The organism is Pseudomonas sp. 15A4, from assembly GCF_016925575.1.
Classification (GTDB): domain Bacteria; phylum Pseudomonadota; class Gammaproteobacteria; order Pseudomonadales; family Pseudomonadaceae; genus Aquipseudomonas.
This window is the reverse complement of sequence record NZ_CP068986.1, coordinates 1,353,201-1,374,503: the sequence shown is the minus strand read 5'-3', so window position 1 is coordinate 1,374,503 and position 21,303 is coordinate 1,353,201. Positions and strand designations below refer to the sequence as shown.

Below are 21,303 nucleotides of genomic sequence, written 5' to 3'. Positions count from 1 at the left end.
ATTGTGAGCACTTGCCGCGTCAGGCTTTAAATCGTCCAAGCATTTAGCAGCACCAGGTGGCAAGCCTTGAGCTGCAGGATACGGCGCACCGCCACTCTTGCAGCTTATGGCTTGTAGCTTGCCGCTGGAGACTCGCTCCATGAGCCAAGACCGTAGCTACAGTTTCGAATTCTTCCCGACGAAGACCGACGCTGGTCATGAAAAACTGCTTGCCACGGCGCGTACGCTGGCCAGCTACAACCCCGAATTTTTCTCCTGCACTTACGGTGCCGGGGGTTCCACGCGCGATCGCACGATCAACACCGTGCTGCAGCTGGAAAAAGAAGTGCACGTCCCGGCCGCTCCGCACTTGTCGTGTGTCGGTGACAGCAAGGCTGACCTGCGCAGCTTGCTGACGCAGTACCAGCAAGCCGGCATCAAACGTATCGTTGCCCTGCGCGGTGACCTGCCCTCTGGCATGGGCATGGCCAGCGGTGAGTTGCGTTATGCCAATGACCTGGTGAGCTTCATTCGAGAAGAAACCGGCGATCACTTTCACATCGAAGTCGCGGCTTACCCCGAGATGCACCCGCAGGCGCGCAATTTCGAAGACGATCTGAAAAACTTTGTGCGCAAGGCCAACGCCGGCGCCAACAGTGCGATCACCCAGTACTTCTTCAACGCTGACAGCTACTTCCACTTCGTTGAGCGCGTACGAAAGATGGGCGTGGATATTCCGATCGTGCCAGGCATCATGCCGATCACCAACTACAGCAAACTGGCGCGCTTTTCGGACGCATGCGGTGCGGAGATCCCGCGCTGGGTTCGCAAGCAGCTGGAAGCGTACGGCGACGACACGGCGAGCATTCAGGCGTTTGGCGAGCAGGTCATCACCGAGATGTGCGAACGACTGCTGCACGGTGGTGCGCCCGGCTTGCATTTCTACACGCTGAATCAGGCCGAACCGAGTTTGGCGGTCTGGAACAACCTCAAGCTCTCTGCACGATAACGGTTTCAATCCAGACGGATTGAAACCGCGCTGGCTTCACCGGCAGGCCGCGTCACCCCGAGGCCTGCCAGCCCCGTCATTGAGCCGAGCCTTCTGTTTTTGTTGAGAATCATTGCTTTTATTTAGTTAGCTCGCGTCGTAATCTCGCGCGCATGCCGCCCATCCTCCCACTATTCATTGCCGCTCTTCTCGCCTGCCTGAGCTTCAGCGCGCTGGGCGAAAAACTGCGGATCGTCACCGAACCCTGGTCCCCGTACGTCATCGTGGACGACAACCATGCCTCCGGGCTGGATTACGACACGACGGCGGTTGTCTTCGAGCGTCTGGGCATCGACGTCGAGTGGCAGTTTCTCCCGTGGAAACGCTGCCTGATGATGCTCCGTGACGGCGAGGCCGACGGGGTTCTCGACATCTTCAAGGACGAAGCACGCCCTGATCTTTTGTATCCAAACGAACCGTTATCGAGCATCGACTGGGTGCTGTTTCAAGCCAATGCCCGGCCGCATGCCTTCAATGGCGTAGAAGACCTGCACGGGCTGACCGTCGGCGTTTCTCCGGGTTATAAATACAGCCCGGCGTTTGACAGCTCGACGGCGTTCATCCGCGAGCCTGCGCCAAGCCATGAAGCGAACTTCGGCAAACTGATTCGCGGCCGCATCGATTTGATGGTGACCGATCGCCTGCTGGGCCGACAGATGATCGAGCGACTCAAGCTGGAAGGCCAGGTCAGTCAGTTGCCGACCGTGCTCAACCACCGGGGGCAGTACCTGGCGCTGCGCCCCAATGCCGGCATGGACTTGCTGGCCCAGCGCTTCAGCGCAGAACTCAAGCGTTTCAAGCGCGAACCCGCGTACGCGAAACTGGTGGAGCGGTACACCGGCGAAACACTGACGACATTACCTGCAGAACCGGGGAAAGTGTCGATAAAACCGTTGAGCAGCAGGAAAGCAGCGCGTTGTGATTGCTCTGTTATACTCCGGCGTCCCCGCCAGGCTTGCGCCCGGGTGCACGGTCTCACAGAAGACTTCTCGAACACGTCAGCAGCGCACTTTTTGCGCCCCTGCCCGAGTTGAACTTACAGACCTCCACAGGACCGGACGCCATTGCACCTTCCAAGGAGTGTGCGATGACCGCAGCAGGGTCGAGCGCATTCACGTTACGTGCAGAACCTTTAGTCTGCGCCTGGAAGATCATCCCTATTTGGGCCTCTATGGCCCCAACTCAAGACAGGATTACTCATGTCCTTTGCTTCCCTCGGTCTCTCCGAGGCTTTAGTCAGCGCCATCGAGGCTGCTGGCTACACCCAGCCTACCCCAGTGCAACAGCGGGCCATTCCCGCCGTGTTGCAAGGCCGCGATCTTATGGTCGCCGCCCAGACAGGTACTGGTAAAACCGGTGGTTTCGCCCTCCCAATCCTGGAGCGGTTGTTTCCCAACGGTCATCCGGACAAATCCCAGCGTCACGGCCCGCGCCAACCCCGCGTTCTGGTCCTGACCCCGACCCGTGAACTGGCCGCTCAAGTCCACGACAGCTTCAAGATCTACGCCAAGAACCTCAAGTTCGTCAGTACCTGCATCTTCGGCGGTGTCGGCATGAACCCACAGGTCCAGGCCATGGCGCGCGGCGTCGACGTACTGGTCGCCTGCCCGGGTCGTTTGCTCGATCTGGCCGGTCAGGGCAGCGTCGATCTGTCCCACGTTGAGATCCTCGTACTCGACGAAGCCGACCGCATGCTCGACATGGGCTTCGTTCACGACGTGAAGAAAGTCCTCGCGCGCCTGCCGTCCAAGCGTCAGAACCTGCTGTTCTCGGCAACGTTCTCTCAGGACATCACCGCGCTGGCCGGCAAACTTCTGCACAACCCGGAACGCATCGAAGTCACGCCGCCGAACACCACGGTCGAGCGCATCGAACAACGCGTCTTCCGCCTGCCGGCCAACCACAAGCGCTCGCTCCTGGCGCACTTGATCACTCAAGGCGCGTGGGAGCAGGTCCTGGTGTTCACCCGCACCAAGCACGGCGCCAACCGCTTGGCCGAGTACCTGGATAAACACGGCCTCAGCGCTGTGGCGATCCACGGCAACAAGAGCCAGAACGCGCGCACCAAAGCGTTGGCGGATTTCAAGGCTGGCACCGTCCGCATCATGGTCGCGACCGACATCGCTGCCCGCGGTCTGGACATCGACCAGTTGCCCCACGTGGTCAACTTCGAGCTGCCTAACGTCGATGAAGACTACGTGCACCGCATCGGTCGTACCGGTCGCGCAGGCCGTAGCGGCGAGGCGATCTCGCTGGTTGCGCCGGACGAAGAGAAGCTGCTGAAAAGCATCGAGCGCATGACCAAGCAAAAGATTGCCGACGGCGATCTGATGGGCTTCGACATCACGGCCGTTGAAGCCGAGAAGCCGGAAGTCCGCGAGCGTCCGGACGTGCGTAACCCACGCAATGCCCGTGGCCCGCGTGGCGACGGTCCGAACGGCGGCGGCGGTGGTGGCGGTCGCAAGGACAAAGGCAAAGACAAGGGCAAGGAAAAGCCGGCATCGGCAGCGGCCGCACCTTCGGGCGAGCGCCCGGCACGTCCGGCGCGCCCGCAAAAGCCGCGTCAGGGCACCGCGTCGAGCGAGTCACGTCAGTCGCAGCCGGCAGCGTCAGGTGCGAATCGCGCACCCGACGAATTCCTCGATGACGAAGTGGACAACTTCGGTAACCGCGCCGATTACGTCAGCCCGTACCAGAACAAGAACCAGAGCCGCGGTCGTCGTCCGGGCGCTCCTGCCACTGGGGCTGCACCGGCGCCGCGTGGTCAGGCGCCAGGCCGTAGCGGTCCGCGCGGTGGTTCAGGCAGCGGTTCGGCCACTGGCGCTCCCGCCAGCACCGACACCGCCGGCGCTCCGGCCAAACGCAGCGGTCCTCGCAACGGCTCCGGCCGTGATGGTCAGGCTCGCCGTGAAGACCAGCCTCGTGCCCGTCGCCCGGCACGCGAAGACCAGCCAGCGCGTCAGGAGCCAGCGGTTCGCGGCCCTCGCGACGGTCAGCCTGCACCGAAGATCATGCACAAAGAGTCCAAGGGCGATCGTTTCCCTTCGGCTGAACAACTTGATCAGTTGCCAAGCCGCCCACGCGGTGAAAAACCAGCCCTGCTGACCCGCAACCGCGAAGGTTAAGCAGCGCCGGTTGTTGAGTAGCAAATAAAACGCCCCGACTGGTTCGGGGCGTTTTTGTTTCTGCCTGTTCTTGAAACCCGGACCTCTCCCCGGCTGAAGCCAGTCCTACCAGCCTCGCGCACATCTGTAGGACTGGCTTTAGCCGGGAAGACGTCAATCGCCACGCTGCAAAATTGATGGCGCACACACCGGCCTCTTCCCGGCTAAAGCCGGTCCCACTGACCGCGCACATCTGGTAGGACTGGCTTTAGCCGGGAAGACGTCAAGCGCTACGCTGCAAATTGATGGCGCCCACACCGGCCTCTTCCCGGCTAAAGCCGGTCCCACCGACACAAAAACGCCGACCTAAAGGTCGGCGCTTTATCACTACAGCAACGGGTCTTACTTGGCTTTGACGCCTTCGAACGAGATGTCCAGGTCCATGGTGTCGGACTGTGGACCCAGGTCCATCATCTTGCCGAAATCAGAACGCTTGATCGAGGTAGTGCCCTCGAAGCCGGCGCGGTAGCCGCCCCATGGATCCTTGCCTTCACCCAGGAAGGTGGTCTTGACCACAACCGACTTGGTCACGCCGTGCAGGGTCAGGTCGCCAGTCACGTCAGCCGTGGTTTTGCCATCGGCGTTCTTGCCGACGTTGCTGACCTTGGTGGAGACGAATTTGGCGTCAGGATAAGTTGCGACGTCGAGGAAGTCCTTGCTGCTGATGTGCTTGTCACGTTCAGCGTGGTTGGTGAAGACGCTGGCGGTCTTGACGTCGATGCTGATCTTGCTGTCTTCAGGCTTGGCGGCGTCGAAGCTGAATGTGCCGGTCCAGTCCTTGAACGTGCCGTAGATGAAGCTGTAGCCCAAGTGGCTGATCTTGAAGTTGATGAAGGCGTGCTGGCCTTCCTTGTCGATCGTGTAATCAGCGGCCATTGCCTGACCCGCTGTCAGCAGCGCGGTACCAAGGGCCAGTGCAGCAAGTGTCTTTTTCAACATACGTCTTCTTCCTTTCCAGTTGAATTGAGTATCAGGCCTTACGGCCAAGCATACGTACAAGCGTGGCATCACGATCAACGAAGTGATGCTTCAAAGCGGCCAGCCCGTGGAGTCCAGCGAAAATCACCAGGGTCCAGGCCAGGTACAAGTGAACGGTGCCCGCCACGTCTGCCTGGTCGGGCAGTCCGCTGATCAATGCAGGCACTTCGAACAATCCAAACACCGGAATCCCGACACCGTCTGCGGTGGAAATCAGGTAACCGGCGAACATCACCAGAAACAGGTCCAGGTACAGAAACGCGTGCCCCAGTTTCGCAGCCGTCTTCACAAACCGGCTGTGGGTAGCAGGCGCTGCTGGCGGCGGACTGAGGAAACGCCAGATCACCCGGATCAGCATGAACAGGAACAGCGTGATGCCGATGCTCTTGTGCAGGTCAGGGCCAGCCTTGCGCCACGTGTCGTAATAGCCCAGCCCCACCATCCACAACCCTAGCGCAAACATGCCGAACACCGTCAGCGCGACACCCCAATGCAAAACGATGCTGACCCAGCCATAGCGAGAAGAAGAGTTGCGTAGCTGCATGCTGAATATCCTGTGAGGGCCGAGGGAGAGACTAGCGCTTTACCTATCGAAAGAAAGCGCAAAATGTTGCTTTGAAGAATCAGAAAATCCGATTGAAATCTTCTGACATATTTTCGTCCGAAGGAGATTAAGCCAGCGTTACGGTTCATCCAGGCGAAAAAAGGCGCGGTATCAAGCCGCGCCTTTGTTTTCAGCCGTTACCGATCAGTTTTTGCTGTCGGTCGCGGGAGCTGCTGGAGCCGCCGCCGGAGTGGTCGGTGCTGCCTTGTCACTCGTAGCCTTGGCCGGCGCTTTTTTCGCAGCCTCGGTTTTGGCAGGGGCTTTATGGGTGGGGGCCGGTTTGGCCGGAGCCTTTTAACGGGCTCCTTTTTCGCCGGTTCTTTCTTGGCCGGTGCCTTTTTCGCAGGCTCCACGACCGCAGGCTTGGCTGGTTCAACCACTGGCGCTGGCGGCGGGGTTACTGGCGCAGGCGCTGGAGCCGGGGCCGGAGTAGGTGCTGGCGCTTTCTCGGCCGGTTTCGGCTCAGGCTTGGAACCGCCGAACAGGTTCGAGAAGAAGCCGCCAATGCCGCCGCTGCTCTCTTTAACCGGTTCAGGGGCCTTCGGTGGCGGTGCTTTGACCGGTTCGTACGACTTGCCTTCGGACAGACCCTGCACCTGAATCGCCGCGCGCTGACCTGAACGCAATGCGCCTTCCAGGGTGCCCGGGTACAGAGTGTCAGTGTGTTCGCCGGCGAAGGCTACGCGCTGCAGCGGACGTTCCCACAAGCGCCAGTACTTGCTGATCTGGCCCGGGCCGAACGCCAGGTACGCGCCGCCGCTGGACGGGTCGATGCTGGAACGACGCAGCTCATAACCGGTGAACGCGCCGCGGGCCTGTGGATAGAACGCCTGCATGCGGATCAGCACTTGATCCACCAGTTGCTTGTCGCCGAACGCCTGCATGATGCGGGCGTTGTCGCCGGACAGGTTGATCACGACGTTAGCGCCGCCCTTCAGCGCAGGCTCGACCCACAGCATGCCGAGGCCGGTGTTGCTGTAGATCTCGCCGGACATGCGCGCCTTGCTGTCCCAGACCGGGGTCTTGAATTTGAGCATGATCTGGTCATGCCAGCCGTAGTTGGTGCTCTTGATCGCGCCCAGACGCTGGGCGTCCAGGGCCGGGGTCATCTGGATCTTGCTCAGTGCGCGCAACGGCACGGCTAACACCACATATTCGGCTTCGTAACCCAGCGAACCGACCTTGACGGTCACGCCGTCCTTGTCCTGGTTGATGGCCGACACCGGCGAATTGGTCTTGATGACTTTCAGCTGTTTGACGAATTCCTCGGCCAGCACCGCGCTGCCACCCGGCAGGCGAGCGGCGCGACGGTCGCGGTCGTCGACGTTGCGATTGACCCGCGTTTGTTGTGCGAGATACAGCAGCGACAGACGCGAAGGTTCGTCATAGCGCGTACGAATCTGCTGATTGATCAACTGGCGCGCAGTCGGTGGCAGGCTCAGACGGTCCAGCCAGTTGGCGACGGTGATCTGGTCCAGTGCAAACAGCGTGCTGTTGGCTGCCGGGTTGTCCGGGTCAGTGATCGAGCGGGCCAGGTCATCCACCGCCGCTTCGTAGCGGTTGATGGCTTCAGCGGTCGCTGGCTGTTTGGTCGCCAGGTCGGCGCCGGTGAAGTACTCGCCTTCGATCAGGTAGCTCGGGGTCCGCACGAACTCCGGCGCGGGCACCGCCTTGATCTTGAAGCGATCAATGTACTGATTGAGCACCGGCTGGGCCTTGGCGTTGCCAATCCACTCGCTGCCGGCCAGACCGGAGCGGCCGCCGACGTTGGGTTTGGCTTCCAGCAAGGTGACTTGCCAGCCTTTGCTCTGCAGCTCGTAAGCCGTCGTGAGTCCCGCCAGACCGCCGCCTACGACAATCACCGTATGCGGCTTATCCACGGCAAGCGCTGAAGCGCTGACCATCCCAACCATCACCAACGCACAGGCGCGCAGCCAACCAGAAAGCATTCAGCGAACTCCGGAGAAAAACGGGGGAATTGTCGGATTTTGTTGTCCGATTTTTCGAAGAGCGCGAAGGATACGCGAGCCGCGAAACGCCCGCCAGCAATGTCCGTCAGGCTTGAAAGTGGTAACCGGAGCGATTTAAACAACGCGCTAAAGGTTGTTCCGCTGGCATGCATTGCATAGGCTTGCGCGATTGTTTGCCCTCGCGCCATGCGAGCCGCTATGTGGAGAAGAGTAATGGGCCTTAACGACCAGTGGATGCAGCGCGACCTGAAGGTCCTTTGGCACCCCTGCACCCAGATGAAAGACCACGAAAAACTGCCGCTGATTCCGATCAAGCGCGGCGAAGGGGTCTGGCTGGAGGACTTCGAAGGCAAGCGCTACCTCGACGCGGTCAGCTCCTGGTGGGTCAACGTATTCGGCCACGCCAACCCGCGCATCAATCAGCGCATCAAGGATCAGGTCGATCAGCTGGAGCACGTGATTCTGGCGGGCTTCAGCCATCAGCCGGTCATCGAGCTGTCCGAGCGCCTGGTGGCGATGACGCCCGAAGGGCTGACGCGCTGCTTCTACGCTGACAACGGTTCGTCCTGCATCGAAGTCGCGTTGAAAATGAGCTTTCATTACTGGCTCAATCGCAGCAAGCCGGACAAAAAACGCTTCGTCACTCTGACCAACAGCTACCACGGCGAGACCATGGCAGCGATGGCAGTCGGTGACGTGCCACTGTTCACCGAAACCTACAAAGCGCTGCTGATGGACACCATCAAGGTGCCGAGCCCTGACTGCTATCACCGGCCTGAAGGCGTGAGCTGGGAAGAGCACACCCGCACGATGTTCACGGTGATGGAGCAGACCCTCGCCGAGCATCACGACAGCGTCGCGGCGGTGATCATCGAGCCGCTGATTCAAGGCGCAGGCGGCATGCGCATGTACGACCCGATCTACCTCAAGCTGCTGCGCGAGGCCTGCGACCGGTATGGCGTGCACCTGATTCATGACGAGATCGCGGTGGGCTTCGGCCGCACCGGGACCATGTTTGCCTGCGAACAAGCCGGCATCCGACCGGATTTCCTGTGCCTGTCCAAGGCGCTGACCGGCGGTTATCTGCCGTTGGCAGCGTGCATCACCACCGATGACGTGTACGACGCGTTTTACGACGACTACCCGACCTTGCGCGCTTTCCTGCACTCCCACAGTTACACCGGCAACCCCTTGGCGTGCGCGGCGGCGTTGGCGACGCTGGATATTTTCGAGCAGGACAACGTCATCGAAAACAACAAGGCGCTGGCCCAGCGCATGAAGACCGCGACGGCGCATCTGGTCGATCACCCGAACGTCGCTGAAGTGCGGCAGACCGGGATGGCGATTGCCATCGAGATGGTGCAGGACAAAGCCAGCAAAACGCCGTATCCGTGGCAGGAACGGCGCGGGCTGAAGGTGTTCGAGCACGCGCTGACCCGAGGTGCACTGCTGCGTCCGCTGGGCAGCGTGGTGTACTTCCTGCCGCCTTACGTGATCACGCCGGAGCAGATCGACTTCCTGGCCGACGTGGCGACCGAAGGGATCGACATCGCGACACGCAGCAGCGTGAGTGTGGCGGTGAGGGAAAACTTCCATCCGGACTTTCGTGATCCCGGCTAGCAAGCCGGTACACCCATTCTCCAGGTGCTGCATTCAACACAATCTTTAGAGACACAACCATGAGACTGTCCCGCTTTTTCGTCGATGCCTCCCTCAGCGCCGGTGAGCACGAACTGCCAGAGGCCCAGGCCCATTACATCAGCCGCGTGTTGCGCATGTCCGAAGGTGACGCGGTGCAGCTGTTCGATGGCTCGGGCAATGAGTTTCGCGCCACGCTGGCGGAAGTCGGCAAAAAGCAGGTCCGGGTGCAGGTAAACGAAAGCTTTGCCGGTCAGCCGGAGTCGCCGTTGCACATCCACCTTGGGCAGGGCCTCTCAAGGGGTGAGCGGATGGATTGGGCGATTCAGAAAGCCACCGAGCTGGGCGTGACGCAAATCACCCCGATCATCAGCGAGCGCTGCGAAGTTCGCCTGAAAGATGAGCGTGCGGAAAAGCGTCAGGCACACTGGCAGCAGATCGCAATCAGTGCCTGTGAACAGTGCGGGCGCTCAGTGGTGCCGGTGATCCATGCTCCCGTGACCCTGGCTGACTGGCTCAAGCAGACAGAAGCGGACTTGAAGCTGGTGCTGCACCCGGTGGCCGCACCCCTGACCAGCCATGAAAAGCCCGGCAGTCTGGCGTTTCTGATTGGTCCGGAAGGCGGGCTGAACGACGCCGAGGTGGCTCAGGCGCAGGACGCCGGTTTCCACGCCGCCCGCCTCGGCCCCCGCGTGCTGCGCACCGAAACCGCGCCCGTGGTGGCGCTGAGCATCGCGCAACAGTTGTGGGGGATTTGTAGGACCGGCTTCAGCCGGGAAAGCGTCAGGCGTCACGCTGCGAAATTGATGGCGCACACACCGGCCTTCCCGGCTGAAGCCAGCCCTACAGGGGGCGCGTACATCCGCCAGAGATTTAGCGGATGTTCGTGCCTCTTCGCGAGCAAGCTCGGCTCCCACAAGAATGGTGTGAGTCAGCTGAAATCGCTGCAATGATGATGTGCAACAGTCATCACTCCGGTAACTCCGACTCTCGACGCCGCGCTTTCGCAGGTTCCGGCCGGGCGCAGGGCAGAAACTCTCCGCGCCCCGGTTCACCCAACGGGCTGCCGTCCCACACTCGCTCCCCTCTGGCGAAGGTCATCGCCGGCCATGCACTCAAGCGCATACCTTCGTACGGGGTGTAATCGACGTTGTGGTGCAGCATTTCGTTGGTCAGCTTGATGTCCAGGCCTTCATCCCAGATCACCAGATCCGCGTCCGACCCAATGGCGATGCTGCCCTTACGCGGATACAAACCGTACAACCGCGCCGCGTTAGTCGCCGTCAGCGCGACAAATGCCTGCGGGGTGATTCGCCCCTTGCGCACGCCTTCAGACCAGAGCAGCGCCATGCGTGTCTCGACGCCCGGAATGCCGTTGGCCACTTCGGAAAACGGCGCCGCCTCGCCATGGGCACGTTTGCCGTCCGGGCCGCCGTAGCGAAACGGCGCGTGATCCGATGAGAACACTTCAAACGAGCCATTCTGCAAGCCGTCCCAGACCACTTGCTGATTGCCGGCGTCTCTCGGCGGCGGGCTGCAGATGCATTTCGCGCCTTCGAAGCTGTCATCGCAGCCCAGTGAATCTGCGGTGAGAAACAGATACTGCGGACAGGTCTCGCCGTAGACCTTCAAGCCGTGGCTCTGGGCCCAGCGAATCTGTTCAATGGCCTCGCGCCCCGACACATGGACGATGAGAATCGGCACATCCACCAGCTCGGCCAGCGCAATGGCCCGGTGCGTGGCCTCGCGCTCGACCAGCATGGGACGAGAGCTGGCGTGGTAACGCGGCGCGCTGTGGCCGGCGGCGAGCAGGCGCTCGGTCAGCCAGGCGATGCAGTCGCTGTTTTCGGCGTGGAGCATCACCATCGCGCCTTCGGCCCGCGCCACCGACAGGGTTTCCAAAATCTCGCGGTCGTTGAGTTTCAGGGCGTCATAGGTCATGTAGATCTTGAACGAGGTGTAGCCCTCGGCAATCAGCTCGGGCAGCTCGCGGCGCAGCACGTCGTCGGTGGGGTCGGTGACAATGAGGTGAAACGCGTAATCGATGACTGCCCGACCGTCCGCGCGCCGATGGTAATCCTCCACCGCCGCCCGCAGGCTTTGTCCCTTCTGCTGGCAGGCAAAGGGAATCACCGTAGTCGTCCCGCCACAAGCCGCCGAGCGGGTGCCGCTTTCGAAATCATCGGCCATGACCGAACCGTCGCCGGTCGGCTGATCCAGATGCACATGGCTGTCGATCCCGCCGGGGGTGACGGTTCGCCCCCGTGCATCGACTTCCTCTGCCGCACCTTGCAGACCAAGACCCAGCGCGACGATTCGGCCGTCGCGCACGCCGATGTCGCACAGGAAACCGTCCGCCGCCGTCACCACATTGGCGTTGCGGATGATCAGATCAAAAGCCTGCATGTCGTTCACTCCGTCAGGCGCGGGTCAGCCAAGCCTTGGCGATCTCTTCGCGGGTGGTGAACCAGACGCCTTCGCGGGCCTGGGCGTACTCGATGAAATGCTTGATCGCGCGGACCCGGCCTGGACGTCCGACCATGCGTGGGTGCAGCCCGATGGACATCATTCGCAAGCCGTCGGCGGATTCTTCGTACAGCACTTCGAAGCTTTCCTTCATGTACTCGAGGAAATCGGACGCCTGGGACAAGCCCGGGGAGTTCCAGTAACGGAAGTCGTTGACGTCGCTGGTGTACGGCACCACCAGATGTTGCTTGCCCTCGACGTCGACGAAATACGGAACGTCATCGTTGTAGGCGTCGGAGTCATAGAGAAAACCGCCCTCTTCCGCCACCAGCCGCCGCGTATGAACGCTGGCGCCGTAGCGGCAATACCAGCCCACCGGACGCTTGCCGCAGGTGCGCTCGAACGACTCGATCGCCAGACGAATGTGCTCGCGCTCCTCGGCCTCGGTCAGGCGGAACACCTCCTCCCAGCGATAGCCGTGGCTGCAGATTTCATGGCCCAGCTCGACCGCCGCTTTGGCGACATCGGGGTTCTGCTCGAAGGCCACCGCGCAGGCATGAAAGGTCGCCGGGACGTTGGCCTGTTGCAGGATGTCGAGGATGCGCCAGATGCCGACCCGGGCGCCGTACTCGTACATCGATTCCATCGCCAGATTGCGTACGCCGTCGGGAAACTGATAGCTGCCCCACTCGGTCATGCTCTCCTGGTCAGGATCGCCCATGGCCAGGGAACGCTCCGAGCCTTCTTCGTAATTGATGACAAAGTTGACGGCCAGCCGCGCACCGTTGGGCCACGTGCCTTGGGGCCGCTGCCGGCCGTAGCCGACCAGATCTCGAATGGGTGATGCCATAAAAGCCTACTCCTGCAACGTTCGAACAGTCGGCAGACCGCCAAGCCAAGGCTCAGCAGTCGATGGTTTTCAGTGCATCGTGGTCGGGGCCATCGAGGTTCTGGCCGGTGCGAAAGGCCAGGCCCATGGCCAGGGTCTGCGCGATGCAGAAGGCGGCGGTGAGCGAGCGAAAGCCCAGCAGCTCGGCGTCGTTGACCTCGATCATCACCGACGCGGTTTGTCCGATGGGGCTGAGAATGCTGTCAGTGATCGCAACGATGGGCGTCCCTGCGGCGACGGCTTGCTCACAGGCGTCGATGGTTTCCTGCGCGTACGGCGGAAAACTCACCGCCACCAGCACGTCATCGCCGTGCAGCGCGCCGACCTGCTCGCGCAAACTGCCGCCCAGACCGCTGATATGAACGGCGCGACGACCGACACGGCTGAGCGCGTAACTCAGGTAGGACGCCATGGGAAACGAGCGACGCATGCCGACCACGAAGGTGGTGCGCGCCTGTTCCAACAGCTCGATGGCGCGCTCGATGGCCTCGACTTGCTCGCCTTCGGCCAAGTGCTCCAGCGAGACGATATTCGCGCGGCTGAACGCCGAGAGCATGGCGCCCACATCGGTGGGATCGTCGAGCAATTGCTCGCCGCGATAGTGCCGGATGCGCTCTTTGAAACTGCCCTGCCCGGCCTGCTGCAACGGCTGCTTGAACAAGCGCTGCAGATCGCTGAACCCACCGAAGCCCAACGCCTGGGCCAGCCGAATGAACGCCGACGACGGGATGCTGGAGATCTTCGCCAGCGCCGCGACCGTGTTCAGTGCCACATCGTGGGGGTGCTCGTTCAGGTAATGCGCCGCGTCACGCTGCCGCGCGGTCAGGCGTTCCTGATGTTCGACGATGGCGGCACGCAGCTCGGCCAGGGTTTGGGGTACAGGCATAAAAAGGCTCGATAAAAGTCAGGAGGGACGCAGCTCTGTGATCGCCTGGGCCAGGTGCTCCACCAGACGATTCAGCTCATCGACGCTGTTGTAGTGGGCGATCGACACACGAACCACGCCGCCGTATGGGGTCAGCCCCAACTGTTCGATCAGGCGGCGAGCATAGAAGTCACCAAAGCGGATGCCCATGCGGTGATTGTCCACTCGACGCACGATGGCTTCCGACTGAATGCCCTCCACCACAAAGCTAATGGTTGGCACCCGATCACCGTCAGTCACACGGGATTTTCCGATGATTCGTACGCCCGGCGTCTCCCGCAGAAACGCCAGCAGCGTTTCGGCCAGCAGGTCTTCCTGGACTTCAAAGGCATCGAAAGCGGCCTGCATCAACTGGCGTTCGCTGCCGCTGGCGCCGAGCCGTTGGCCGATGTCGATCAGATAGTCGCTGATGCCGATGCAGCCGTAGGACAGCTCGTAATTCAAGTTGCCCGGCTGCAGCTTGTAGGGAATGACTTCCTGACCGATGAAAAAGTGGTTCAGGCTCGGCAGTTCCAGCAATGCTTCCCGCTTGCCCCACAGCACAGCGAAGTGTGGGCCGAAGGTCTTGTAGAAACTAAACACGTAATAATCGGCGCCGCTGGCCTGCACATCGACCAGCCGATGGGGCGCGTAGGCCACGGCATCGACGCACACCTTGCCGCCCACCGCGTGCACCCGGCGCGCAACTTCGGCGACCGGGTTGACGCTGCCAAGGATGTTAGACGCATGGGTCATGGCCAGGTAGCGGGTCTTGTCGCTGAGCAGCGCGTCCAGATCGCCGAGTTCCAGGTCCATGCTCTGCGCGTTGACCGCCCAGACGCGCAATGTCGCCCCGCGCTCTTCGCACAACCGCACCCACGGCCCGATATTGGCTTCGTGGTCGCAGTTGGTGACGATGATTTCGTCGCCGGGATTGATCGACGGCGCGATGGCGCGGCAGAGGATTTGCAGCAAATGGGTGGTCGAGCCGCCCATCACGCACTCTTCCGGGTAGCGCGCGTTGATCAGTTGCGCGACCGATTCCCGCGCCTGCATGACCCGCGCGCCAGCGTCCACCGACTCACTGTAGGACGCGCCCAGTTGCACGGCGCTGTTGAGCAAGTAATCGGTGATGCGCTCGGCGACCGGCTTGAGCACGGCCGAACCGCCGGCGTTGTCCAGGTAGGCGTAGCCGCTGGCGAGGGCGGGAAACTGGCTGCGTACGTAATCGATGTCCAAGGCATTCAAGGGATGAGCTCCAGAGTCTGATCAGTGATGCAGGATGGCCTGCAAAAACGCGCGGGTTCTCGGCTCTTGGGGGCCGTGAAGAAATCGTGCGGGTTGTTCTGTTCGATGATTCGGCCGTTCTCCATGAAGATCACCCGGTCGGCGACCTTGCGCGCAAAGCCCATTTCGTGGGTCACGACGACCATGGTCACGCCGGAGCGGGCGAGGTTCTGCATGACGTCCAGCACTTCGCCGACCATCTCCGGGTCGAGTGCCGATGTGGGCTCGTCAAACAGGATCACCCGTGGCTCCATCGCCATGGTCCGGGCGATTGCCACGCGCTGCTGCTGGCCACCGGACAACTGGCTCGGGTATTTCGCCGCGTGGGCGCCCATGCCGACTTTCTCCAGCAACAGGCGCGCGCGTTCGTTGGCGTCACGGCGAGACATGCCACGCACCCGCACTGGCGCCAGCGCCACATTGGCGAGCACGGTGAGGTGCGGGTACAGATTGAAATTCTGAAAGACCATGCCGACTTCGCAGCGGATGCCCGCCAGTTTTGGGCCTGTTTCAACGCGCTGGCTGCCGACGCGGATGTCGCCCTGCTGATACTCCTCCAGCAAGTTGATGCAGCGGATCAGTGTCGATTTCCCGGAGCCCGATGGGCCGAGGATCACGACCACTTCGCCTTGATCGACAGTCAGGTTGATGTCGGTCAGGGCCTGGAATGGCCCGTAGAATTTGGCCACGCCTTCCATTTCGATGACGGTGCTCATGAACTCTTCCTCCCGGCGCCATTACGCCGCTCGATCCAGCTCACCAGTTGCACCAGCGGCAGAAGCAGCAACAGGTACATCACCGCCGCGCCCACCAGCGGTGTCGGGTTGGCCGCCAGCGCCTGGGCTTGAGTGGCTTGTTTCAGGAGGTCAGGCATCGCCACGACCGACGCCAGCGCGGTGTCTTTCATGACGTTGATGCAGTTGCTGGTCATCGGCGGCATGACGATGCGCATGGCCTGGGGCAGGATGATGTCGCGCATGGTGTTGAAAAAACTCATGCCTTGGGATGCCGAGGCTTCGAACTGCCCGCGGGGAATGGCTTCGATGCCGGAGCGGAAGATCTCCGCCGAATACGCGCAGGACACCAGCGACAGCGCCGCAGTCGCTGCCGCAAAGGACGACAGGCGAATGCCCACAAACGGCAGCGCGTAATAGATCAGCACCAACAGCACCAGCAATGGAATCGAGCGCAGCACGTCGATGTACACCCGCGCCAGAAACCGCACCGGCGCGTACCCGTACAACCGCAGCATCGCCAGCACCAGCCCGCCCACCAGGCCGAGAATGATGCTGACCACACCGAGCATCACCGTCACGCCCAGGCCGCGGAGCATCAGTGGCAGCGCATCGACGAACACGCTCCAGTTGAAGAACGTTTCTAACAACTCCATTGCGATTCCTTGGTGGCGAGCAGTGACGGACGCGGGCGTGAACGGTCAGGGGTTACTTGAGTACGTCGACCACTTTGACGGTGCTGGACTCCGGATCAGCGTCGGCACCGAACCACTTCTTGTGCAAGTCGGCGATCACGCCTTCTTTCTTCATCGTGGAAATGATGTCGTTGACCTGACCGGCTGAGGCCCAGCCCTTGGCGTGCATTAACGAGTACTTCTCGCCGGTAGGAATTTTCGCGACGACTTTGTACTGCGGCTTGTCCTTGATGTAGTACAGGACCGCAGGGATGTCGCTGATGTAGCCGTCCATGCGGCCGGACGCGAGGTCGAGCATCGCAGGCGACAGCCCTTCATAGCGTGAGACTTCTTTGAACTTGTATTCGGCCTGATGGGCGTTGACCCACATGTCGCCGGTGGAACCGGTGTCGACGCCGACCACCTTGCCGTCCATGTCTTTCAGGCCGTTGATGCCGGATTTGGCGAGCACGGACAGGGATTGGTCGCTGTCGTAATACGGCTGGGCGAAGCCGACCGATTCAAGGCGTTTAGGGGTGATGGTGATCGAGGAGATGGCGATGTCAGCGCGCTTGGACTGCACGGCGCTGAACAGGCCGTTGAACGGGATGTTGACGAATTCCACGGTCTTGCCGGCGCGTTTGGCGACTTCCTTCACCACATCGACTTCGAAACCGACGATCTCGCCTTTCGCGTCCTGAAACTCCCACGGCACGTTGCCCACGTTGGCGCCGACGGTCCAGTCAGCGGCCCAGGTGGATGCGGAAAAGGCGGTTGCCACGGCCATGCTCAAGAGTACTTTCACATTCATGTCTAGCTCCCCGATTGATCAGTCAGTTCAAGAAGGCCGCCTTACCACAAGAGGGGGCGTTTCGAGGATCAGACTAGGATGACGAATCAAATAATTCAACAAATAAAATAAATGAATTAAATGCTTCAATCAGGTGCGAAAGTTATCCGCATTGGTGCAGGTGGGAAAGCGGGCAAGGCTGTGGGGTGTACAGAAAATGATCAGTGATTTGAAGGATGCCATGCACCGAAGCGGCGCATGGATGGGTTGGGCTTGCAAGCGTCGGCTTGCTTCAAATGCTCCATGCGGGTCGGACCTCATCCGTAGGCGCCGGCTTGCTGGCGAACCGGCTTTGGTATTCAACATCAGGATGCCTGGCCTGACGCGTTCGCCAGCAAGCCGGCTCCTACGGACGGTGCGTAGGTGTCAGATCGTGCCGGTATTCAAAGCACGTAACGGGAAATCGCCACAAAGTGCAGCAGGCTGCCGGCAATCACAAACAGGTGCCAGACCCCATGAAAGTGTCGGACCTTGGTGTCGAGCGCGAAGAAAATGATCCCCACGGTGTAAAACACGCCACCCAGCGCCAGCCAGACGAATCCGGTCATGCCCAGCGCGGCGATCAGCGGATTGACCGCGACCAGCACAATCCAGCCCATGACCGCGTAAATGACGATGGACATTACCCGCGCTTCGGAGCGGGGTTTGATTTCCTGGAGGATGCCGATGATCGCCAGCGCCCAGACGATACCGAACAACGTCCAGCCCCAGGTCCCGTGCAGCGTCACCAGACAAAACGGCGTGTAGCTGCCGGCGATGAGCAGATAGATCGAAAAGTGATCAACCTTTTGCATGATCACTTTGGCCCGGCCGCGAACGCTGTGATAGACCGTCGACGCGCTGTACAGCATTACCAGCGCCACGCCGTAGACCGCGACGCTGATGATCTTCCAGATATCCCCGGACATCGTCGCGACAACCAGCATCCACACCGCGCCGATCGTCGCCAGAATCGCCCCCACCAAGTGGGTCCAGGCGTTGAGTTTTTCTCCGTAGTACATCCGCAAACTACCTCTCAATTGCATGACACCCGCCAAGCGTCCTGCTTCTGAACCGCAATGACAACGCATTGTGTCGTGTTATCGAGAATTTAATGCAGTCAGCAACCGATCTCTTCGGCACAATCGGGCGCTCTCAAAACAAGAATCCGGCGCGGATCCACACGATGCAGATCGACGAAGAGCTCACCCTCAAGAAGCTGGAAATCTTTCTGGCGTTCATGCGCACCGGCAATCTGGCGCGCGCGGCAGCGGAGCTGCAGACGAGCACGGTCAGTGTGCATCGGGCGATTCACTCGCTGGAAAGCGCGTTGCGGTGCCCGCTGTTCAAGCACGAAGGTCGCAACCTCACGCCCCTCGAAGGCGCTTATGTGCTGGAAGAGCGCGCGCAGAAGCTGGTGCAGGACGTGCTCGTCACCATTGAACAAACGCGTCAGGCAGCGGGGTTTTCGGCGGCGCGTTTCAAACTGGGCGCGCTGTATTCACTGACGGTCAAGACCGTGCCGCAGCTGATCATGGGCCTGAAAATCCGTCGCAGCGAACTCAACATCGACCTGATTCTGGGCTCGAACATCGACCTCTTCTACAAGCTGAAGAATATGGAAGTGGACGCGATTCTGGTGTCGCACAACGAGAGTGTGAGCGATCCGGATTGTGAGCAACTGCCGCTGTTCTCCGACGATATTTTTCTCGCCACGCCGGCTGACTCACCCTTCGCGCTACAGAGCGAGGTGGACCTGAGCGACCTTCGGGAGGCGACCTTCATTACCCTGACCCAGGGTTTCGCCACCCATCGGGATGGCGCGCGGGTGTTTGAGCAGGCCGGTTTTGAACCGAAGATCGCCATGCAAGTGAACGACATCTTCACGCTGCTGAGCATGGTCAGCTCTGGAGTGGGCTATGCGCTGTTGCCCGGGCGAATCGCCGCCGTCTACGAAAACCGCGTCCGCCTGGTGCCGCTGCAGGCGAGATACCGCATGCAGCAGCACATCGGACTGGTCTTCCTCAAAGCCCGAGAGCGTGACCCGAATCTCTTGGCGTTGCTTGCGGAATGCCGGATGTACTCGAACCGGCTGACGCAGACCTGAGTCTGACTTCCCCCTGTGGGAGTTAGCTGGCTCACGAAGGCGGCATTCCAGCCGCTGAAAGTTGGGTGGATGTACCGGCCCCTTCGCGAGCAAGCTCGCTCCCACAAATTACCTGTCAGTAGATACATCTGCGGCGTCTTCTGACACCGCGCGTTCGTGCATCAAACACATCCCCCTGTGGGAGTGAGCTTGCTCACGAAGACAGCATTTCAAACGCTAAATTTATAGCGGATGTACCGGCCCATTCGCGAGCAAGCTCGCTCCCACAAATTACCTGTCAGTAGATACATCTGCGGCGCCTTCTGACACCGCGCTTGCTTGCATCAAACACATCCCCCTGTGGGAGTGAGCTTGCTCACGAAGACGGCATTTCAGTCGCTGACAATTTGATGGATGCACTAACCCCTTCGCGAGCAAGCTCGCACCCGCAAATTACCTGTCAGTAGATACATCTGCGGCGTCTTCTGACACCGCGCGTTCGTGCATCAAACACATCCCCCTGTGGGAGTGAGCTTGCTCACGAAGACAGCATTTCAAGCGCTAAATTTATAGCGGATGTACCGGCCCATTCGCGAGCAAGCTCGCTCCCACAAATTACCTGTCAGTAGATACATCTGCGGCGCCTTCTGACACCGCGCTTTCTTGCATCAAACACATCCCCCTGTGGGAGTGAGCTTGCTCACGAAGACGGCATTTCAGCCGCTGAATCTATAGCAGATGTACCGACCCCTTCGCGAGCAAGCTCGCTCCCGCAATTCCGATGCCGGCAGATACATCAGCGTTCTGGCGCGGAACGGCAGCACGTGCTGACGCCACGCATCCCAAAGCCTCAGCCCAAAATCCCGCGCACGATGAAGTACAGCAGCGAAGGCCCCAGCAGGCAGCCGAGCCCCGTGTGGAAGGTCGCCGTCAGCGCGCCGTAAGGCACCAGCCGCCGATCCGTTGCCGCCAGTCCTGCCGTCACGCCGCTCACGGTGCCGGCCAGACCGCCGAAGACCATTGCCGAACGCGGGTTATCCAGGCCCATCCAGCGCGCGGCCATCGGGGTGCCGACCATCACCAGAATGGCTTTGATCAGACCGGTCGCGATAGACAGCGCCATGACATCCGAGGTCGCGCCCAACGCCGCACCCGTCACTGGCCCGACGATGTAGGTCACGGCGCCCGCGCCAATGGTGGTGATGCTCACGGCGTCGCGATAGCCGAAGGCATATGCTACGCAGCACCCCACAATGAACGGCAGCAATGTGCCCAGCAGCAGCGAAAACGCGCCGATCCATCCGGCCTTTTTCGCTTCGGTGGCCTGCACTTCGAAGGCCGTGGCGACGATGGCGAAATCACGCAGCATCGACCCGCCCATCAAGCCGATCCCGGAAAACAACGCCAGATCCGCCAGCCCTTTCTGCCCGCCGGTCATCGTGCCGCCGACCCACGCCAGCACCAGGCCGATGACGATCGCAATGGCCGAACCATGAATGCGCCCGAACGTCAGGCGCTTGGACAGCACCACCGAAATCCACATCACCACGCCTACGACCGCAAACGCGGTGACCAGGCCCTGACTGATCAGGTCTTTCTGAATGAGCTCCCACATATCAGCGGCCTCCTGCTGGCGAAACAGTCGGCGGGATCACCGGAAGCGGGTTCGCGAGCTCGTCTTCTTTGGGCAGTGGCTCGCCCTTGTTGATGCGACTGATGACCGCAATCGTGCAGCCGCAGACAACCACCGACACCACCGCCGCGATGACCGCGATCGGCCCACCCTTGAGCGCCGTAACGACGTTTTGCTGAGCGGCCATGGCCACGACCACCGGGATGTACATGGCGCCCCAGAAGCCGACGCCCATTTCGCAGCCTTCGCTCATGCCGCCACGCTTTTGCATGAACAGCCGCGCGCAGATCAGCAGGATCATCGCGATCCCGACGCCGCCTACGTTGGATTTCACGCCCAGCAGCACGCCGAGCAGATCACCGAGAATCACCCCTGCGAGGGTGCAGATTGCGAGTAACGCCACGCCATAAATCACCATTG

At 61.0% G+C, this 21,303-nt stretch carries 16 protein-coding genes and 3 pseudogenes; 6 read left to right on the top strand and 13 right to left on the bottom strand.

From position 1 onward, the window contains the following. Positions 1–139: 139 nt before the first annotated feature. From metF to JN403_RS06075, 3 genes and pseudogenes are all read left to right on the top strand, one after another. Entirely contained in the window at positions 140–988 is an 849-nt protein-coding gene (metF, locus tag JN403_RS06085; RefSeq protein WP_205486156.1) for a methylenetetrahydrofolate reductase [NAD(P)H], read from the top strand. Between the two features lie 152 nt (positions 989–1,140). Next, positions 1,141–1,949: pseudogene (locus tag JN403_RS06080) on the top strand (transporter substrate-binding domain-containing protein). 277 nt (positions 1,950–2,226) lie between these two features. Next, entirely contained in the window at positions 2,227–4,152 is a 1,926-nt protein-coding gene (locus JN403_RS06075; protein WP_205486145.1) for a DEAD/DEAH box helicase, read from the top strand. Between the two features lie 381 nt (positions 4,153–4,533). On the opposite strand, the gene JN403_RS06070 is transcribed toward JN403_RS06075, so the two are convergent. The 3 genes from JN403_RS06070 to JN403_RS06060 form a co-directional block, all read right to left on the bottom strand. Continuing rightward, on the bottom strand, positions 4,534–5,130 hold the full coding sequence (locus JN403_RS06070; protein WP_122536433.1) for a YceI family protein: 597 nt from the start codon (positions 5,128–5,130) through the stop codon (positions 4,534–4,536). Between the two features lie 31 nt (positions 5,131–5,161). Beyond that, the gene (locus JN403_RS06065; protein WP_122624438.1) at positions 5,162–5,713 is read right to left on the bottom strand and encodes a cytochrome b; all 552 of its coding nucleotides are present in this window, start codon (positions 5,711–5,713) and stop codon (positions 5,162–5,164) included. 197 nt (positions 5,714–5,910) lie between these two features. Then, positions 5,911–7,722, bottom strand: a complete 1,812-nt coding sequence (locus tag JN403_RS06060; protein ID WP_205486143.1) for a flavin monoamine oxidase family protein — start codon at positions 7,720–7,722, stop codon at positions 5,911–5,913. Between the two features lie 234 nt (positions 7,723–7,956). On the opposite strand from JN403_RS06060, the gene JN403_RS06055 reads away from it, so the two are divergent. Both JN403_RS06055 and JN403_RS06050 read left to right on the top strand, forming a co-directional pair. Next, the gene (locus JN403_RS06055) at positions 7,957–9,363 is read left to right on the top strand and encodes an adenosylmethionine--8-amino-7-oxononanoate transaminase (protein ID WP_205486141.1); all 1,407 of its coding nucleotides are present in this window, start codon (positions 7,957–7,959) and stop codon (positions 9,361–9,363) included. 59 nt (positions 9,364–9,422) lie between these two features. Continuing rightward, positions 9,423–10,133, top strand: a pseudogene (locus tag JN403_RS06050) (16S rRNA (uracil(1498)-N(3))-methyltransferase); the annotation flags it as partial. A gap of 217 nt (positions 10,134–10,350) precedes the next feature. Here JN403_RS06050 and hydA read toward each other — a convergent pair. From hydA to JN403_RS06010, 8 genes and pseudogenes are all read right to left on the bottom strand, one after another. After that, positions 10,351–11,787 carry a dihydropyrimidinase gene (gene hydA, locus JN403_RS06045; protein WP_205486138.1) on the bottom strand — a complete coding sequence of 479 codons (1,437 nt, stop codon included), beginning with the start codon at positions 11,785–11,787 and terminating at the stop codon, positions 10,351–10,353. Positions 11,788–11,800: 13 nt separating this feature from the next. Then, positions 11,801–12,697, bottom strand: coding sequence for an allantoinase PuuE (locus JN403_RS06040; RefSeq protein ID WP_205486136.1), 897 nt, complete (start codon positions 12,695–12,697; stop codon positions 11,801–11,803). Between the two features lie 52 nt (positions 12,698–12,749). Next, positions 12,750–13,622: a MurR/RpiR family transcriptional regulator gene (locus JN403_RS06035; RefSeq protein WP_205486133.1), complete on the bottom strand. Its 873-nt coding sequence runs from the start codon at positions 13,620–13,622 to the stop codon at positions 12,750–12,752. A gap of 18 nt (positions 13,623–13,640) precedes the next feature. After that, the gene (locus JN403_RS06030; RefSeq protein WP_205486131.1) at positions 13,641–14,888 is read right to left on the bottom strand and encodes a cysteine desulfurase-like protein; all 1,248 of its coding nucleotides are present in this window, start codon (positions 14,886–14,888) and stop codon (positions 13,641–13,643) included. 21 nt (positions 14,889–14,909) lie between these two features. Then, a pseudogene (locus tag JN403_RS06025) lies at positions 14,910–15,643 on the bottom strand (amino acid ABC transporter ATP-binding protein). After that, positions 15,640–16,317, bottom strand: coding sequence for an amino acid ABC transporter permease (locus JN403_RS06020; protein ID WP_122536424.1), 678 nt, complete (start codon positions 16,315–16,317; stop codon positions 15,640–15,642). The pseudogene JN403_RS06025 and the gene JN403_RS06020 overlap by 4 nt, the downstream one beginning before the upstream one ends. A 52-nt stretch (positions 16,318–16,369) precedes the next feature. Continuing rightward, positions 16,370–17,146: a transporter substrate-binding domain-containing protein gene (locus tag JN403_RS06015; RefSeq protein ID WP_065991205.1), complete on the bottom strand. Its 777-nt coding sequence runs from the start codon at positions 17,144–17,146 to the stop codon at positions 16,370–16,372. A 422-nt stretch (positions 17,147–17,568) separates the two neighbouring features. Beyond that, positions 17,569–18,186, bottom strand: coding sequence for a hemolysin III family protein (locus JN403_RS06010; protein WP_205486126.1), 618 nt, complete (start codon positions 18,184–18,186; stop codon positions 17,569–17,571). A gap of 164 nt (positions 18,187–18,350) precedes the next feature. Here JN403_RS06010 and JN403_RS06005 point away from each other — a divergent pair, with 164 nt between their 5' ends. Further along, positions 18,351–19,271: a LysR substrate-binding domain-containing protein gene (locus JN403_RS06005; protein WP_205486124.1), complete on the top strand. Its 921-nt coding sequence runs from the start codon at positions 18,351–18,353 to the stop codon at positions 19,269–19,271. Positions 19,272–20,100: 829 nt separating this feature from the next. Here the strand turns inward: JN403_RS06005 and madM are convergent. Both madM and madL read right to left on the bottom strand, forming a co-directional pair. Beyond that, positions 20,101–20,865: a malonate transporter subunit MadM gene (gene madM / locus JN403_RS06000; RefSeq protein WP_122624431.1), complete on the bottom strand. Its 765-nt coding sequence runs from the start codon at positions 20,863–20,865 to the stop codon at positions 20,101–20,103. A 1-nt stretch (position 20,866) separates the two neighbouring features. Next, on the bottom strand, positions 20,867–21,301 hold the full coding sequence (madL, locus tag JN403_RS05995) for a malonate transporter subunit MadL (protein WP_122536421.1): 435 nt from the start codon (positions 21,299–21,301) through the stop codon (positions 20,867–20,869). Between the last annotated feature and the right edge of the window lie 2 nt (positions 21,302–21,303).